This window comes from Nocardia cyriacigeorgica, assembly GCF_005863245.1.
Lineage (GTDB): Bacteria > Actinomycetota > Actinomycetes > Mycobacteriales > Mycobacteriaceae > Nocardia > Nocardia cyriacigeorgica_C.
Genome location: NZ_VBUT01000002.1, coordinates 606,656 through 622,876, shown reverse-complemented (window position 1 = coordinate 622,876; position 16,221 = coordinate 606,656). Strand labels below are relative to the sequence as shown.

The following is a 16,221-nucleotide window of genomic DNA, read 5'->3' as shown; positions in this document are numbered from 1 at the left end:
GCCGTCGCAGACCTGGTTCGACCGGTATTTCAGCTCGCCGGACGGATATTGCGGTTGAAGCGGAACATGTTGCGCGGGTCGTAGGTCGCCTTCAGCGCGGCCAGCCGCCGGTAGGTGGCGGCCCGGTAGCCGCCCCGGGTCTGCGCTTCGTCGGCCACATCGCCGGCGCCGTAGAGGAAGTTGAGGCTGTGGCCGATCGTCCATGGCGCCAGCGCGGCGCGCACCGGTGCGCCGGGCTCGACCGGCCCCGCCGACGGATCCGGCAGGGTGATGACCCGCACCACGTAACGGGCCTCGCGGTGGTCGAGTGCCAGATCTTCGCCGCCCGCGCTCAACGCGCCGCCCAGATGCCGGATGTCGATGACGGCGCCGAGCCCGGAATCGGGTCCGGCCACCGCGAGCAACGCCTCCAGCGCTTCGGGCGTGAGGTCGTCCAGCAGGGCGTTGGTGGCGGCGTAGGCGTGCGGCTCGGCCGGATCGGAGTGGATGGTGTGCGATTCGGTGTAGGGCATGACGCGCAGGTCGTCCTTCAGCGGTGTGCCGATCGCGCGCAGCGGCGCGACCAGGCGGTCACCTTCCTCGGCGTCGCCGGTGATCGCTATCCGGATGGAGGCGACGAACCGGCCGCGCAGTGGCTGCGGCACCGGTGGGGTGTCCGGGAAGGCGAGCATGGCGACGGTGGAGGTCACCGTGTCGGGCACGGTCGCGGTCCATTCCCGCCACACCTCGAGCGCCCGCGACACCTGGGCGGTGTCGAACATCAGCTGGCCGCCGTAGACGCTGGTCACCGGCACCAGGCCCAGTTCCAGCGCCGTCACGACACCGAAATTGCCGCCGCTGCCGAGGACGGCGCCGAACAGTTCGTCGCCGGGGCGCAGTGTGCGCACGCGGCCGTCGGCGGTGACCAGTTCGATGGCGCGGACGTGGTCGGCGGCGTATCCGTAGGTGCGGCCGAGCAGCCCGAGCCCGCCGCCGAGGACATAGCCGATCACGCCGACCGACGGCGACGACCCGTTGAGTGGTGCCAGACCGTGCCGTGCCGCCGCCCCGATCAACGCGCCGGCCTGCACGCCCGCGCCGATGCGCGCGGTCGCCGCGCCGGCATCGATGTCGATGCCGGTCATGCGGCGGGTGCTGATGAGCACACCGCCGTCGGCGGCGACCGACAGGCCGTGCCCGGTGGCCTGCACCGCCACCGGCAGTTCGTGCCTGGCGGCGAATTCGACGGCGGCGCGCACGTCTTCGGTGTGCCGGGCGGCGACGACCACGGCGGGACGGTGCTGGTAGGCGGTCTGGAATCCGGAGACTTCGGTGACGTAATCCGGGTCTGCGGGACGGAGCACCGGCGCGGAGAACGACGCCAATTCCGCCTCGGCGGCCGGCGTGAGAGCGGTGTATTCGGCTGCGATGTTTCCCATGCCTTCGACGATGCCGCGCGGCGTCCGATAAGTGAAACAACTAGTTTGTCTTACTGACATAATCAACAGTTATGGAACTGCGGCAGCTGCGCTACTTCGTCACCGTGGTCGACGAAGGTGGCTTCACCCGCGCCGCGCAACGGCTGCATCTGACCCAGCCGGGACTCAGCGCACAGATCCGTCAGCTGGAACGTGAGCTCGGACAGCCGCTGCTCGAACGAGGCGTCCGTAAGGTCACACCGACGGAGGTGGGTGCCGCGGTGCTCGCCGATGCCCGCGCCGCGCTGGCCGCCGCCGAACGCATCGCGCACACCGTCGACGAGTTCACCGGACTACTGCGCGGCCAGGTGCGCGTCGGGCTCATCTCCGGCGCCGCGACCGAGGAATTCGACGTGCCCGCCGCGCTCGCCGCATTCCACGACGACCACCCGCAGGTCGGCATCGTCCTCACCGAGGACACCTCGGAGAACATGCTGGCCGCGGTGGGGCGGGGCGAGCTCGATATCGCGCTGATCGGATTGACCGGCGCGGAGCTGGATCCCGGAATCGCCATCGACGTCATCCTCGATACCGGAGTGGTCGCCGCGGTGGCGGGCGACGACGATGTCTCCGGCGCGGTCATGCCGCTGCGCGACCTGCGCGAGCGGCCGCTGATCTGCCTGCCGCCGGGCACGGGTCTGCACGGTGTGCTCCAGCGGGCCTGCGCCGCAGCGGGTTTCACCCCGGACATTGCCTTCGAGGCCGCCGCGCCACCGCTGCTGCTGCGCCTGGCCGCGCACGGGCTCGGCGTGGCCGTGGTCCCGGAACTCACCGACGCGGAGGCAGCGGCGTTCGGCGTGCGGACCCTGCCGATCGTGGAGCCGGAACTGCGCGGACAACTGGCCATCGCCTGGCGTACCGATCGGCCCGCCGCACCGGCCGCGAAGGTCCTGCTCGGCCAGCTGCGCATCGCGCTGGGGCGGCCGACGGGCTGAGCAGCACCAGCGCCGTTCGGTCAGAGCAGCCGCGACAGAAACGCCTTGGTGCGTTCGTGTTTCGGCTGCGCGAGCACCTCACGCGGCGGTCCGGCCTCGACCACCACTCCCCCGTCCATGAACACCAGCTGGTCGGCGACCTCGCGGGCGAAACCCATCTCATGCGTCACCACGACCATGGTCATGCCGTCGTCGGCGAGCTCACGCATGACGGTGAGCACCTCGCCGACCAGTTCCGGGTCCAGCGCTGAGGTCGGTTCGTCGAACAGCATCAGTTTCGGATCCATCGCCAGTGCCCGGGCGATCGCCACCCGCTGCTGCTGCCCGCCGGACAGTTGCGCCGGATACGCATTGGCCTTGTCCGCCAAACCGACCCGGTCCAGCAGTTCCTTGGCCCGCTCGACGGCCTCGGACTTGCGGATCTTCTTGACCTGCGTCGGCGCCTCGATGATGTTGGCGAGCGCGGTGCGGTGCGGGAACAGGTTGAAATGCTGGAAGACCATGCCGATATCGCGGCGCTGCCTGGCCGCTTCGCGCGGATGCAGCTCGTAGAGCTTGTCGCCCTTCTCGCGGTAGCCGACCAGCTCGCCGTCGACGTAGAGCCGCCCGGCATTGACCTGCTCGAGGTGGTTGATGCAGCGCAGGAATGTCGACTTGCCCGAGCCGGAGGGGCCGACCAGGCACAGCACCTGTCCGCGCTGCACCTCGAGCGAGATCCCCTTGAGCACCTGCAACGCGCCGAAGGATTTGCACACCCGGTCGGCGACGATCATCGGCCTGGCCGCGGAATCGGCTCCGCCCTGCACCGTTTCGCTCATTTCGCCTTCACCACATTCTGCGCGTCGGCCAGTTCCTGCAACTGTTTGGCGGTCAGCTGCCGCGACACCCCGCGCGAGAAGTAGCGCTCCAGGTAGTACTGGCCGACCATCAGCACGCTGGTGATGGCCAGGTACCAGGTCGCGATGACCAGCAGCAGCGGGATCGGCAGGAAGTTGACGCCGTAGATATCGCGGGCACGGCCGAACAGGTCGGTGCTGAGCGGGATCGCGGTCACCAGCGACGTGGTCTTGAGCATGCCGATCAGCTCGTTGCCGGTGGGCGGGATGATCACCCGCATCGCCTGCGGCAGCACCGTGCGGCGCATGGTCTGCGACCAGGTCATGCCGAGCGCGACCGAGGCCTCGCGCTGGCCCTCGCCGACCGAATTGATGCCCGCCCGCACGATTTCGGCCATATAGGCGGCCTCGTTGAGACCGAGACCGATCACCGCGAAGGTGAACGCCGCCTGCAAGCCCTGCACATCCAGTTCCACCAGCTGCGGCCCGAACGGCACACCGAGGCTGATCTGCTTGTACAGCGAGGGCACCAGTCCCCAGAACACCAACTGCACGAACACCGGGGTGCCGCGGAAAATCCACAGATACACCCACGCGGTCGAGCGCAGCACCGGATTCGGTGACAGCCGCATCACCGCGAGCAGTGCGCCGAGCACCACCGCGATCGCCATGGACAGCACCGTCAGCTCGAGGGTGACGACCGCGCCCTCGGCGATGCGGCTGTCGCGCAGATACCGCCAGTAGACGTCCCACCGGTAGGCCGGGTTGGTCGCAGCCCCGTAGATGAACAGCCCGACCAGCACCAGGATGGCGGTCGCGGCGAGCCAACGCCCCGGTCTGCGCAGCGGGACGGCCTTGATCGGCTCCGGCTCGGTCTGTGATTCGCTCATGTCATCCCTTCGGCGCGCCGTTGATAACGGACCTGGTGATCGCGCCCTCCTGAACACCCCAGTTCTCGGTGATCTGGCGGTACTTACCGTTGTCGATCAGATGTTGCAGCGCCTGCTGCAGGACCGGGGCCAGCGGTGATCCCTTGGCCACCGCCCACCCGTAGGGCGCGGCGTCGACGACCGGGCCCGCCGGTTCGATCTTGCCCTCGGTGAGCTTGATGGCGTATGCGGTGACCGGCGAATCGGCCGACATCGCATCCACCTGCCCGAGCACCAGCGCATTGGTGGCCGCGCTCTGCTCGTCGAAGCTCTGAATGATGATCGGGTCCTTGCCCGCCGCTTCGCAGGCCTTGCTCTTGGCCGGCAGCTCTTCCAGATGTTCGAAGGTGGTGGCCTGCACCGCCACCCGCTTGCCGCAGGCGTTGTCCGGGTCGACGGGCCGGTCGGCGCGCTGGGCCCACTGCACGCCCGCGCTGAAGTAGGTGACGAAATCGACCTGCTTCTCCCGTTCCAGCGAGTCGGTGATCGAGGACATGCCCACGTGATAGGTGCCTGCCTGCACGGCGGGAATGATCTTCTCGAACGCCGACTCGATGTATTCGGCGCGCAACCCGAGCACGGTGGTCACCGCGTCCATCAGGTCGACGTCGAAGCCGGCGATATTGCCGTCGCTGTCACGGTACTCGTTGGGCTGATACGGCACGTTCACCCCCACCTTCAGCACCCCGGACTGCCGGATGTCCGGCGGCACCAGCGCCGCGAGTTCGGGCACCTCGGTCACCGGCACCTTCGCGACGTCGGGCAGATCCTCGGTGTTGTGGGTGCAGCCGGTGACCGCGAGCACGATGGCACCGAGCACGGCGGCCACCAGCACCACCCAGCGTCCGTGCCTGCCGGATTCGGTTCGATCAGCCACCGCAGCCTCCACCTTCCGGTCCGGAGTACCCGACCCCACCCTTCTCGCAATGTAGGCGACCGAGCACCCGCGTACCGGACAGTAGCGGAGAATCCGGCCGCTGCGGACCAGTACACACCGAGCCGTCATCCGCGCTCGCCCGCCCCCGGTGCGCGCTCATCGCCGATGCACCCGCGCGCTCACCTGCTCGGTGAACTCACTCGTCGACGCCAGTCCACCGAGGTCGGCGGTCGCGATCCCGGCTTCCAGCGTCGTCGCGACGGCACGTTCGATGCGCTCGGCGGCCTGGGTGAGTACCGGGTCGGCGCGCCGAATTCCCAGCCAGTGCAACAACATCGCCGACGACAATTGCAGAGCGGCCGGATTGGCGCGATTGCGCCCGGCCAGCGTGGGCGCCGCGCCGTGCACCGCCTGGGCCATGGCGCGATCGGCCGAACAGTTCAGCGACGCCGCCAGCCCGAGCGAACCACTCAGCTCGGCGGCCAGATCCGACAGGATGTCGCCGAAGAGGTTCTCGGTGACCAGCACATCGAAATCGCCGGGCGCGCGGACCAGGTGGGCGGCGGTGGCGTCGACGTGCTCGTCGTCGACCCGCACACCCGGATACTGGTGCGCCACCTCGTAGCAGACGTCACGGAACAGGCCCATCGTCATCGGCAGCACATTGGCCTTGTGCACGATCGTCACGAGTTTGCGGCGGGTGCTCGCCAGCCGCATGGCCTCATGCGCGATGAGTTCGCAGGCCCGGCGGGTGACCACGCCGACCGACATGGCGACGTCCTCGGTGGGGCGGAACTCCCCCGTTCCGGCGAACATATTGCGGTCGGCGTAGAAGCCCTCGCTGTTCTCCCGCACGATCACCAGGTCGATATCGGGCGCGGCCGCACGGACTCCGGGGAATGCCCGGGCCGGGCGGATGTTGGCGTACAGGCCGAAATGCTTGCGGATCGCCCCGCCCGGTGCGACCCGGTGTTCGGGCGGATAGGAGGCGTTATCGTGCGGGCCGAGGATCCAGCCGTCCAGCTCGGCGAGCGCGTCGAGGGTTTGCTGGGGCAATGCGGTGCCGTACTCGGCGAGGGCGCGATGGCCGATCGACAGCGGCACCCAGTCCACGGCGGCCGCGCCGGACGCCGCCAGCGCCTCGTCGACCACCGCGCGCGCCGCGCCCACCACTTAGGGACCGATGCCATCGCCATCGATCAGGCCCAACCGCAGCCGTTCGCCACCTGTTCGCTTCGACTCGTGCACCCCGACATCCTGCCGTCGCGGTCGAACCGGCCCGCGTCCGGGTCCGTGGCGGCTAGTTTCTGCAGATCATGGTGCAGTCGGTGGAACTGGTGCTCGATGACACGGCCGAGGAGTACATCCGGCAACAGTGGTCGGCGCTGGCCGAGGCGGGCCTATCGGGCGTCATCCGCAAACCTGCCGCGGGCGACCCGCCCAAACGCCCGCACATCACCCTCGCGGTGGCCAAGCAGATCTGGCCGCGCATCGACCACGACCTGGAGAAACTGCCGTTTCACCCGTTCCCGGTGCGGCTGGGTGGCGTGCTCGTGTTCGGGGCCCGCCGGCCCATTCTGGTGCGTCTGGTCGTGCCGTCGGAGCAGTTACTGGCCTGGCAGCGCCGGGTACACGCGCTGGTCGCGCCGTGCCCGGGGGTTCCGGGCACTATGGCTCCTGATCAGTGGACCCCGCATGTCACACTGGCCAGACGCGTGCCACCACCACAGCTCGGCGCGGCGATTCTCGCTGTCGCGTCGGATCGTGATTTCACCGCGACCGCAGTGGGTATCCGGAGGTGGGACGGCGACGAACGGCGGGCCTGGCCGGTCGCCGGTGGAAGATAACACCGGCGACGGGCGTTGGACCCGGCAAACCCATACGAGAGGACGCCCATGGCAACGCAGACGCTGACCGAGCAGAACTTCGATGAGATCGTCACCGGAAACGACGTGGTGCTCGTCGATTTCTGGGCCGAGTGGTGCGGTCCGTGCAAGAGCTTCGCCCCGACCTTCGAGAAGTCCTCGGAGCAGCACCCCGATGTGGTGCACGGCAAGGTGGACACCGAGGCCCAGCAGGGACTCGCGGCGGCCGCCAACATCCGGTCGATCCCGACCATCATGGCCTTCCGCGAGGGCGTGCTCGTGTTCGCCCAGCCCGGCGCACTGCCCCCGGCCGCCCTCGAGGACCTGGTCACCCAGGTGAAGGCCCTCGACATGGACGAGGTGCGCAAGCAGCTGGCCGAGCAGCAGGCCTCCGCGGAGTAGTTCCGCACACCGTGACGACGGGTCCTGCCCTCCCGATCCGGGAAGGGCAGGACCCGTCTGTCGTATCAGGCGCCGAGGCGGTTGAGCCCGGCGATCATGGCGCGGACGGTGGATTCGGCACCGTCGCCGGCCAGTGCGGCGCCCCAGCCGCGGCGGCCGTTGAATTCGCATTCGACGAAGGTCGCGGTGGCCGAGCCGGTGCGGCGCTGATGGAATTGCAGGATCTCGACCGGGTAGCCCTCGTCGTAGAGGGCCGAGGTCATGGCCGCGACCGGGTTACCGGTGGCGACCACGGTGCGGAGGTGACCGGCGAATTCCAGGGTCGCGGTGAAGGTGGCGTTCCGGTTCCCGGCGGGCGACCAGTCACCGAGGCGGATCGGCCCGGCGCTTTCGCCGTAGCGGTCGCGGAACTGGTCGGGGGTCAGGCCGGCGCTTTCGGAGCGCAGGCTCCGTGGGGCGGCGGCGATCAGGTCATGGCTGTCGAGGGTGAGCATGGTCACGTAGGTCTTCCCGAGAATGCTTGAAGGCGGCAGAGGGGACCAGCAACTAACGTCAAACGGCCCGCAGCGAGGGGGCCGGTCCGAATCAGACCCCGCTGCGGCGGGTTACTACGAGCAGTAGCCGACGCGCCACCATCGCGGTGTGCGGAATTAGCGCAGCGCTGTCGCGGTCGGCGACATGCAGCGCGGCGCTGTGGCGGTCGGAGGGATTCGGCACGGCTCCGAGGATAGAGAGTCGATGCGGCGAAGGCAACCACATTCGCGTGCTGTTTTCTTCCGCGCCGGGCACTGTTCGCCCAGGTCATCGGGCGTTCGGGGGTTACGCGCGGGTAGGGCTGAGTCGCCGGGATCACCGTGTGGCCGCGCGTGTTCGAGGCGCGGCGGGTACACGCGGCGGCTGACCGGGTGGACCGTTGTGCCGATGCGGCCCGTGCCGCAACCGGTCGACCACCGGCGACCGGATCACGCCGATCGGCTGGATCCGGTCGCTCCCGCGTGCGTCAGGAACCGTAGAAGGTTCCGCTGATCATCCCGATCTTGTGTCCTTTGGACTCACAGCTGAAGCTCGCACGGAAGCCGACGCCGCAGGTCGCGCCCGCATGGGTGACGGTGGTGCCCCACGGCCCATTGCTGGTGCCGACCTCCTCGATCGGCGGGTTACCTCCGGGGAGGGCGAACGGGGTGCCCGGAGCGAAGCCCGGGTGGCCGGGTGCCCACGGCAGATCGATGACGACCTCGTCGACCTGGAACGGCAGCACGATGTCGGCGCCGGCGATATTCATCGTCATCCGGGCAGGCTGGGCCGAATTGCACCCCACGCTCCCATCCGGGCCGATGGCGCAGTCGAGGAAGCCGGTCGAGAAGTACACCGTGCTCTCGGCGATCGGCGCGGCGGGTGCGGCCTGGGCGACACCGGTGAACGCGATCGGGGCGAGCGTGGCCGCGCCGAGGGCCGCGGCGGCTTTGAGGAGTGCACGCATCAAGTCTCTCCTGACGTCGGAAAGCATTGTCTGGCAACTACATACGCCGAACACGCAGCGAACGCCGAACCGCGCCGCCGAGATCGGCCGTCCCCGGTGTCGTCGGACGACACCGGTCGGACGTTACACCCGCCACCGCCACGCCTGCTGCCGAACCGAGGGCACCGACCGCGGCTTTCCCATCGGGTATCAGGCGTGATCCGGCAGCAGTCGCACCAGACCGATTGGTTCCACGGTATCGGCGAATCCGATCGCCGATGATTTCCCATCCAGTGCTGGCCACACACGGGATTGGCTGCGCAGCACTGGGTATCGCGACAGACGCGCTGATGCCGCGTCCCCGGCTCGGAGTGGCTCCGAGCCGGGTGACGGCTCAGTGCGCGGCCGAGTCCCAGCTGCGTCCGGTGCCGACCGACACGTCCAGCGGCACCGACAGCTCGATCGCGGCCGCCATCTCCCGCCGGGCCAGCTCCTCCAAGGCTTCCCGTTCGCCCGGCGCCACCTCGAACAGCAGTTCGTCGTGGATCTGCAACAGCATCCGCGACTTCAGGCCGGCATCCTGAATCGCCTTGTGCACGTTGATCATCGCGACCTTGATGATGTCGGCGGCAGTGCCCTGGATCGGTGCGTTCAACGCCATCCGCTCGGCGGCCTCGCGACGCTGCCGGTTGCTGGAATCCAGATCGGGCAGATAGCGGCGGCGGCCGAACAGGGTCTGGGTGTAGCCGACCTTGCGGGCCTGTTCCACCACCTCGTGCAGGTAGTCGCGGATGCCGCCGAACCGGGCGAAGTAGACCTCCATCTGGTCCTTGGCTTCCTGCGTGCTGATCTTCAGCTGCGCGGACAGGCCGTAGGAACTCAGGCCGTAGGCCAGGCCGTAGGACATGGCCTTGATCCGGCGCCGCATCTCCGGATTCACCTCCGAGATCGGGATGTCGAAGGCCTTGGAGGCGACGAAGGTGTGCAGATCCTCGCCGGAGTTGAAGGCCTCGATCAGGCCGGCGTCGCCGGACAGATGCGCCATGATCCGCATCTCGATCTGGCTGTAGTCGGCCGTCATCAGCGATTCGTAGCCGGGGCCGACGACGAAGGTGTCGCGGATCTGGCGGCCGGTGTCGGTGCGGATGGGGATGTTCTGCAGGTTGGGCTCGGTGGAGGACAACCGGCCGGTGGCGGCGATGGTCTGGTTGAAGGTGGTGTGGATGCGGCCGTCGTCGGCGACGGATTTGAGCAGCCCGTCGACGGTGACCTTGAGCCGGGTGGCGTCGCGGTGGGCCAGTAGGTGCGCCAGGAACGGGTGCTCGGTCTTCTCGTAGAGCGATTCGAGCGCGTCGGCGTCGGTGGTGTAGCCGGTCTTGGTGCGTTTGGTCTTGGGCATGTCGAGCTCGTCGAACAGCACCACCTGCAACTGCTTGGGCGAGCCGAGGTTGATCTGCTTGCCGATCACGCCGTAGGCCGCCTCGGCTGCCTCGTTCACCTTGTCGGCGAACTGGCGTTGCAACGTTTCCAACTGGTCGACGTCGACGGCGATGCCCGCGTCTTCGAGGGTGGCCAGCACCTCGAGCAGCGGCAGCTCCATCTCCTCGAGCAGCGCGGTGGATTCGATGCCCTTCAGTTCGCCGTCGAGAGCCTCGGCGAGATCGGCGACGGCGCGGGCGCGCAGCATTTCGGTCTGTGCCAGTTCGGTGTCGACGGCGTCCTCGTCGTCGAGCAGCGACAGTTGCGGGGTCTCGTCGGTTTCGGCGCGCAGCTCCCGGTGCAGGTAGCGCAGCGACAGATCGTCGAGATTGAAGCTGCGCTGCCCCGGCCGGACCAGGTAGGCGGCCAGCGCGGTATCGCTGGTGAGCCCGGCCAGCGTCCAGCCGCGCCCGCGCAGGGCGTGGATCGCGGACTTGGCCTCGTGCAGGGCTTTGAACCGGGACGGGTCGGCCAGCCAGGCGCCGAGGCGGGCCTCGTCCTCCGGAATCATCCCGGTGACGTCGATGTAGGCGCCCTCACCGTCGGCGCCGGCGATGGCGATCGCCTTGACGTCGCCGTGCGCGGGCGCACCGGAACCGACCACCGACACACCGTGGCGCACCCCGGCCGGCGCATGATCGGTGAGCCAGTCGCCGACGCTGCCCGGCGCCAGCGAGGAACCGCTGATCTCGAAACCGGACTCGGCTTCCGGGCTCGGCGGGGCCAGTGTCTCGAACAGCCGGTCGCGCAGCACCCGGAATTCCAGATCGTCGAAGAGCCGGTGGATGCGTTCGCGGTCCCACGGCCCCTGGGCGAGCTGATCGGGGGTGTAGGGCAGCGGCACATCGCGCACCATCTCGGTGAGCTGACGGTTGAGCACCACGCTGCTCAGATGGGCCCGCAGCGCGTCGCCGACCTTGCCGCGCACCTCGTCGACCTTGTCGACCAGGGTGGCCAGATCACCGTATTCGCGGATCCACTTGGCGGCGGTCTTCTCCCCCACTCCCGGAATGCCGGGCAGGTTGTCGCTCGGGTCGCCGCGCAGCGCCGCGTAGTCGGGGTACTGGGCCGGGCTGAGACCGTATTTGGCCTGCACTTCCGCCGGCGTGAAGCGGGTGAGATCGGAGACGCCCTTGCGCGGGTACAGCACGGTGACGTCGTCGTTGACCAGCTGGATGGAATCGCGGTCGCCGGTGACGATGAGCACCCGGTAGCCCTGCGGCACCGCCTGGGTGGTGAGCGTGGCGATGACGTCGTCGGCCTCGTAGCCCTCGATCGCCATCACCGGAATGCCCAGCGCGCCGAGCACCTCCTTGGTGAGCTCGACCTGGCCACGGAATTCGTCCGGCGTGCTGGTGCGGTTGGCCTTGTATTCCGGGTAGGCCTCGGTGCGGAAGGTCTGGCGCGAGACGTCGAAGGCCGCCGCGATGTGGGTGGGCTTCTCATCGCGCAGCAGGTTGATCAGCATGGCGGTGAACCCGTACACCGCGTTGGTGGTCTGGCCGGTGACGGTTTTGAAGTTCTCCGCCGGTAGCGCGTAGAAGGCGCGGTAGGCCACCGAGTGGCCGTCGATCAGCAATAGCGTCGGCCGCTCCCCCGTGGCCGTCGCGGCGGCACTCGACGCGGTGCTCGGTGCCGTGCCGGATCCGGAAGAGGCGGGACGCGGGGCTGTCGTCGGTGAGCTCACCCCCCAGAGTGTAGGGACAGCCACCGACAAGTCGAACGGCCGACACCCGGGCGCCCGCCGCTCACCCCACACCCAGGTAGGCCGACTTCACCGCCGGGTCGACGAGCAGGTCCGCGCCGGTGCCGGTCTTGGTCACCGCACCGGTCTCCAGGATGTAGCCGCGATCGCTGCGTTTGAGCGCCTGCCTGGCGTTCTGCTCGACCAGCAGCACCGTGGTGCCCTGTTGATTGATCTCGCTGATGATGCGGAAGATCTGCTGGATCACCATGGGCGCCAACCCCATCGACGGTTCGTCGAGCAGCAGCAGGCGCGGGCGCGCCATCAGCGACCGGCCGATGGCCAGCATCTGCTGCTCACCGCCGGAGAGCGTGCCGCCGATCTGTTTGCGCCGCTCCCGCAGCCGCGGAAACAGCTCGAACACCCGATCCAGCGTCGCGGTGTATTCGGCCTTCTGTTTGAAAGGCCGCGCATAACAACCCATATCGAGGTTTTCCTGCACGGACATTCCGGGGAAGATGCCCCGGCCCTCCGGCGCCTGGATCAAACCGGCGACAACGCGTTCATGGGCCTTCATCCGGCTGATGTCGCGGCCTTCGAACACGATGCGCCCCTTGGTCAACGGCAGCAGCCCCGACAGCGCGCGCATGGTGGTGGTCTTGCCCGCACCGTTGGCGCCGAGCAGGGTGACCAGCTCACCTTCGGCGACGCGCAGCGAGATACCGTGCAGCGCTTGGATTCTGCCGTAGTTGACGTAGATCTCGTCGACTACGAGCATCGGTTCGGCTGTGCTCATGCGTCCTGTCCGTCCTCGTCGTCGGGCACACCGAGGTAGGCGGCGATCACCGCCGGATCGGCCCGGATGTCGGCGGGCAGGCCGTCGGCGATCTTGCGGCCGAATTCGAGCACCACGATCCGATCGGTCACCCCCATCACCAGCCGCATATCGTGCTCGATCAGCAGCACCGTGAACCCGTCGTCGCGGATCTTGCGGATCAGATCCATCAACGCCGATTTCTCGCTCGGGTTGAACCCGGCGGCCGGTTCGTCCAGGCACAGCAGTTTGGGTTCGGTGGCCAGCGCGCGGGCGATCTCGAGACGGCGCTGATCGCCGTAGGACAGGTTGCGCGCCTTCTCCACCGCGCGTGGTGCGATACCGACGAACTCCAGCAACGCCATGCCACGTTCGATGGCATCACGTTCCTCGCGCCGATGCCGTGCAGTCCGGAAGATCGCACCGGGCACCGAGGTCTTGTGCCTGGCGTCGGTGCCGACCACCACGTTCTCCAGTGCCGTCATCTCCCCGAACAGCCGCACATTCTGGAAGGTGCGTGCGATGCCGAGGCGGGTGATGGCATTGCGTTTGGTCTTGGTCAGCGGTTTGCCGTCGAAGAACACCGTGCCCGCCGACGGCCGGTACACACCGGTGATGGCATTGAAGCAGGTGGTCTTGCCCGCGCCGTTGGGTCCGATCAGGCCGAGGATCTCACCGCGGCGGATCTCGAAGCTCACGGCATCGAGGGCGGTCAGGCCGCCGAACTTCACCGTCAGCCTCTCGGTACGCAGCAGTGGCGCGCCCACCTCGGTCTCGATCTCGCGATGCGGTGCGACCGCCTCGGCGACCGCGGCCGCATCGGCCAAGGCCGGGTCGACGGCTTCGACGTCGACGGTGCCCGCCGACTCCACCTCCGGTTCCGGGACATACCCGGCGGCCATGTCCTCGTTGTCGAACAGTGCGTCGCCCGCGCCCGGCCCGGTCATCGCTTCGCTCCCACCGGCTCGCCGGACAGCGGTCTGCGCACCGCGAGGACGATCTGCCTGCCGTAGGCCAGCAGTTTCTGACGCACCGGGAACAGGCCCTGTGGCCGCAGGATCATCATCACCACCAGCGCGATGCCGAAATACAGGTACTTCAGGTCGCCGAGGGTCTGCGCGCCCTGCGGCCGGAACAGCAGCACGCTGCCGAGCAGGACCAGCCAGTACACCCCGAGCACCACCGTGACGGTGACGAACAGCCTGCGCACCCACACGCCGCGCTCGTGCATCCACCGCTTCCACGCCAGCGCCAGTCCGGCGAAGACCACCGCAAGCACACCGAGCTGGATGTAGCCGGCGGTCTCATCGGTGACCAGCTGCACCGACATCAACCGGTTGGGCAGGTAGACGATCAGGAAGGCCCCGACGATGACGCCGAGTTTGTTGCCCTGGCCGCCGATCACCACCGCGCACAGGAACAGCATCGAGTTGATGATGTTGAATCCGGTCGGGTTGATGAACTGCACCTGGCCCGCGTACAACGCACCGGACAGCCCGCCCACCGCGGCGCCGATCATGAACGCCCACAGCTTGAATTTGAACGCGGGCACGCCCATGATCTCGGCGGCGTCCTCGTCTTCGCGGATCGCGACCCAGGCCCGGCCCACCCTGCTGCGCTCCAGGTTGCCGACGATGAGCAGCACCAGGATCACGAAGATCATGCCGAGCCAGTACCACCAGGTGCCGGAGTTGGCGCGGTCGAGCAGGTTCGCGCTGTCGCTGTCACCGACGTTGCCCGCCGAGAACACCCCGGTCGGGCGCTCCTCGGATTCGCCGACGCGCGGGTAGGCGATGCCGGACAGGCCGAGGCTGCCGTTGGTCAGATCGCCGAGGTTGTCGGCCAGCAGTCGCACGATCTCACCGAAGCCGAGGGTGACGATGGCCAGGTAGTCGCCGCGCAGCCGCAGCGTGGGCGAGCCGAGGATCAGCCCGGACACCGCCGTCACCGCGATGGCCAGCGGCACACACGCCAACCAGGCCCAGTCGGAGTCGAGCCACCCGCCGTCGGTTTGATTCCAGGGGCTGTTCGGGCTGGTCAGCAGGCCGACGGTATAGGCGCCGACGGCGTAGAAACCGACATAGCCGAGGTCGAGCAGGCCCGCCTGACCGACCACCACATTGAGTCCGATGGCGATCAGCGCGTACATCGCGAACTGCGCCATCACCCCGCCGAAGCTGGTGCCGGGGGTGTCCAGCAGCGGCGGCGGGAACAGCGGAAGCAACGCCAGCGCGATGATCGCCGGAACCCCGACCGCCCACTGCGCCGGCCGGCTCAGCCCTTCCCACCAGCCGCGTATCGCGTCGCCGGCGCCGTGCATGGGCCGCGGCGGGGGCTTGGGCGCCTCGATCGTCGTGGTCTTCTCATTCATGCGCGGGCCCTCCCGAGACTCTCACCGAGGATGCCCGTCGGCCGGAACATCAGCACCAGCACGAGCACCACGAACGCCACCACATCGCGCCATTCGGTGCCGAACAGGATCTGCCCGTAGTTCTCGGCCAGCCCCAGCAGCAGTCCGCCGAGCAGGGCGCCACGCAGATTGCCGATGCCGCCGAGCACCGCCGCGCTGAATGCCTTGATGCCGAGGACGAATCCGCCGGAATAGATGATGCCGTTGGGGATCTTGAGCGCGTACAGCAGCGCCGCCGCGCCGGCCAGCACACCGCCGATGAGGAAGGTCAGCATGATGACCCGTTCCCGCGACACCCCCATCAGCGTGGCGGTATCCGGGTCCTGGGCCACCGCGCGGATGCCGCGTCCGAATTTGGTGCGGTTGATCAGCATCTCCGCCGCCGCGGCCAGCACCACCGCGGCCACCACGATCACGATCGTGACATTGGTGACGTCGGCGCCGCCGAAGCTGAACTGCACCGTCGGCTCCACCAGGATGATCGGCTGCTGGGCATTGGTGCCGCCCAGATCCGGCCACAGCTTCGGCAGGATGAAGTGCACGAATTCCTGTAGCACGAAAGACATTCCGATCGCGGTGATCAAGAAGATCAACGGTTTGGCGCCGCGACGGCGCAGCGGCCGATAGGCGACCCGCTCCAATCCCACCGCCGCCGCACCCGAGACCGCCATCCCGAACAGCATCGCCAGGCCCAGATAGGTGACGGTCAGGATGACGCCCTGGGAGTACACATCACCGCTGGGTGAGAACCCCAGCAGCATCAATCCCACGTACTGCCCGAACATGCCGAGCATGAACACTTCCGAATGCGCGAAGTTGATCAGCCGCAGCACGCCGTACACCAGCGTGTAGCCGACGGCCACCAGGGCGTAGATCGCGCCGTAGGACAGTCCGTCGACGGTCAGTCGCCAGAATTGATCGATCACCCCTTCGTAGTTGAAGTCGATCGAACCGTCGGCAAGCGGTAACGCGCCGACGTAAACGGTAGGAGTCATCCGTGCCAAGCCCTCATCGCTGTCGCCCCTGATGGATCGGCGCGTACCCCGACCCTCCGGCAGGGTCGTGGGTACGCGC

15 protein-coding genes are annotated in these 16,221 nt (G+C 68.2%); 3 read left to right on the top strand and 12 right to left on the bottom strand.

Annotation, left to right across the window (positions count from 1 at the left end):
- Nucleotides 1–29 precede the first annotated feature (29 nt).
- Nucleotides 30–1,418 carry an FAD-binding oxidoreductase gene (locus tag FEK34_RS06110; protein ID WP_138446833.1) on the bottom strand — a complete coding sequence of 463 codons (1,389 nt, stop codon included), beginning with the start codon at nt 1,416–1,418 and terminating at the stop codon, nt 30–32.
- Between the two features lie 71 nt (nt 1,419–1,489).
- Here FEK34_RS06110 and FEK34_RS06105 point away from each other — a divergent pair, with 71 nt between their 5' ends.
- Nucleotides 1,490–2,392 carry a LysR family transcriptional regulator gene (locus FEK34_RS06105; RefSeq protein WP_138446832.1) on the top strand — a complete coding sequence of 301 codons (903 nt, stop codon included), beginning with the start codon at nt 1,490–1,492 and terminating at the stop codon, nt 2,390–2,392.
- Nucleotides 2,393–2,412: 20 nt separating this feature from the next.
- Here FEK34_RS06105 and FEK34_RS06100 read toward each other — a convergent pair whose 3' ends face one another.
- The 4 genes from FEK34_RS06100 to FEK34_RS06085 form a co-directional block, all read right to left on the bottom strand.
- Nucleotides 2,413–3,165 (bottom strand): amino acid ABC transporter ATP-binding protein, encoded by a 753-nt coding sequence (locus FEK34_RS06100; RefSeq protein WP_138446982.1) that lies wholly within the window; start codon nt 3,163–3,165, stop codon nt 2,413–2,415.
- Nucleotides 3,166–3,206: 41 nt separating this feature from the next.
- Complete coding sequence (locus tag FEK34_RS06095; protein WP_138446831.1) at nt 3,207–4,118, bottom strand: amino acid ABC transporter permease; 912 nt, start codon at nt 4,116–4,118, stop codon at nt 3,207–3,209.
- Between the two features lies 1 nt (nt 4,119).
- Entirely contained in the window at nt 4,120–5,034 is a 915-nt protein-coding gene (locus tag FEK34_RS06090) for an ABC transporter substrate-binding protein (protein WP_432760928.1), read from the bottom strand.
- A gap of 156 nt (nt 5,035–5,190) precedes the next feature.
- The gene (locus FEK34_RS06085) at nt 5,191–6,207 is read right to left on the bottom strand and encodes an isocitrate/isopropylmalate dehydrogenase family protein (RefSeq protein WP_249358810.1); all 1,017 of its coding nucleotides are present in this window, start codon (nt 6,205–6,207) and stop codon (nt 5,191–5,193) included.
- 143 nt (nt 6,208–6,350) lie between these two features.
- Between FEK34_RS06085 and FEK34_RS06080 the strand changes: the two genes are divergently transcribed.
- Together FEK34_RS06080 and trxA are read left to right on the top strand one after the other, a co-directional pair.
- Nucleotides 6,351–6,881 carry a 2'-5' RNA ligase family protein gene (locus tag FEK34_RS06080; RefSeq protein WP_138446830.1) on the top strand — a complete coding sequence of 177 codons (531 nt, stop codon included), beginning with the start codon at nt 6,351–6,353 and terminating at the stop codon, nt 6,879–6,881.
- Nucleotides 6,882–6,929: 48 nt separating this feature from the next.
- Nucleotides 6,930–7,301 (top strand): thioredoxin, encoded by a 372-nt coding sequence (gene trxA, locus FEK34_RS06075; protein WP_138446829.1) that lies wholly within the window; start codon nt 6,930–6,932, stop codon nt 7,299–7,301.
- Nucleotides 7,302–7,366: 65 nt separating this feature from the next.
- Here the strand turns inward: trxA and FEK34_RS06070 are convergent, their stop codons facing one another.
- The 7 genes from FEK34_RS06070 to FEK34_RS06040 all read right to left on the bottom strand — a co-directional run bounded on the left by FEK34_RS06070 (nt 7,367) and on the right by FEK34_RS06040 (nt 16,142).
- Nucleotides 7,367–7,795, bottom strand: coding sequence for an alpha-isopropylmalate synthase regulatory domain-containing protein (locus tag FEK34_RS06070; RefSeq protein ID WP_138446980.1), 429 nt, complete (start codon nt 7,793–7,795; stop codon nt 7,367–7,369).
- A 506-nt stretch (nt 7,796–8,301) separates the two neighbouring features.
- Nucleotides 8,302–8,781, bottom strand: a complete 480-nt coding sequence (locus FEK34_RS06065) for a hypothetical protein (protein ID WP_138446828.1) — start codon at nt 8,779–8,781, stop codon at nt 8,302–8,304.
- A 373-nt stretch (nt 8,782–9,154) separates the two neighbouring features.
- On the bottom strand, nt 9,155–11,926 hold the full coding sequence (polA, locus tag FEK34_RS06060) for a DNA polymerase I (protein ID WP_138446827.1): 2,772 nt from the start codon (nt 11,924–11,926) through the stop codon (nt 9,155–9,157).
- Nucleotides 11,927–11,987: 61 nt separating this feature from the next.
- Nucleotides 11,988–12,719, bottom strand: a complete 732-nt coding sequence (locus tag FEK34_RS06055) for an ABC transporter ATP-binding protein (protein WP_249358809.1) — start codon at nt 12,717–12,719, stop codon at nt 11,988–11,990.
- Nucleotides 12,716–13,684 (bottom strand): ABC transporter ATP-binding protein, encoded by a 969-nt coding sequence (locus FEK34_RS06050; RefSeq protein ID WP_138446826.1) that lies wholly within the window; start codon nt 13,682–13,684, stop codon nt 12,716–12,718. The genes FEK34_RS06055 and FEK34_RS06050 overlap by 4 nt, the downstream gene beginning before the upstream one ends.
- A complete protein-coding gene (locus FEK34_RS06045; protein ID WP_138446825.1) occupies nt 13,681–15,108 on the bottom strand; it encodes a branched-chain amino acid ABC transporter permease in 1,428 nt (475 codons plus the stop codon). Before FEK34_RS06045 ends, FEK34_RS06050 begins: the two co-directional genes overlap by 4 nt.
- The gene (locus FEK34_RS06040) at nt 15,105–16,142 is read right to left on the bottom strand and encodes a branched-chain amino acid ABC transporter permease (RefSeq protein WP_104359446.1); all 1,038 of its coding nucleotides are present in this window, start codon (nt 16,140–16,142) and stop codon (nt 15,105–15,107) included. Before FEK34_RS06040 ends, FEK34_RS06045 begins: the two co-directional genes overlap by 4 nt.
- Nucleotides 16,143–16,221 lie beyond the last annotated feature (79 nt).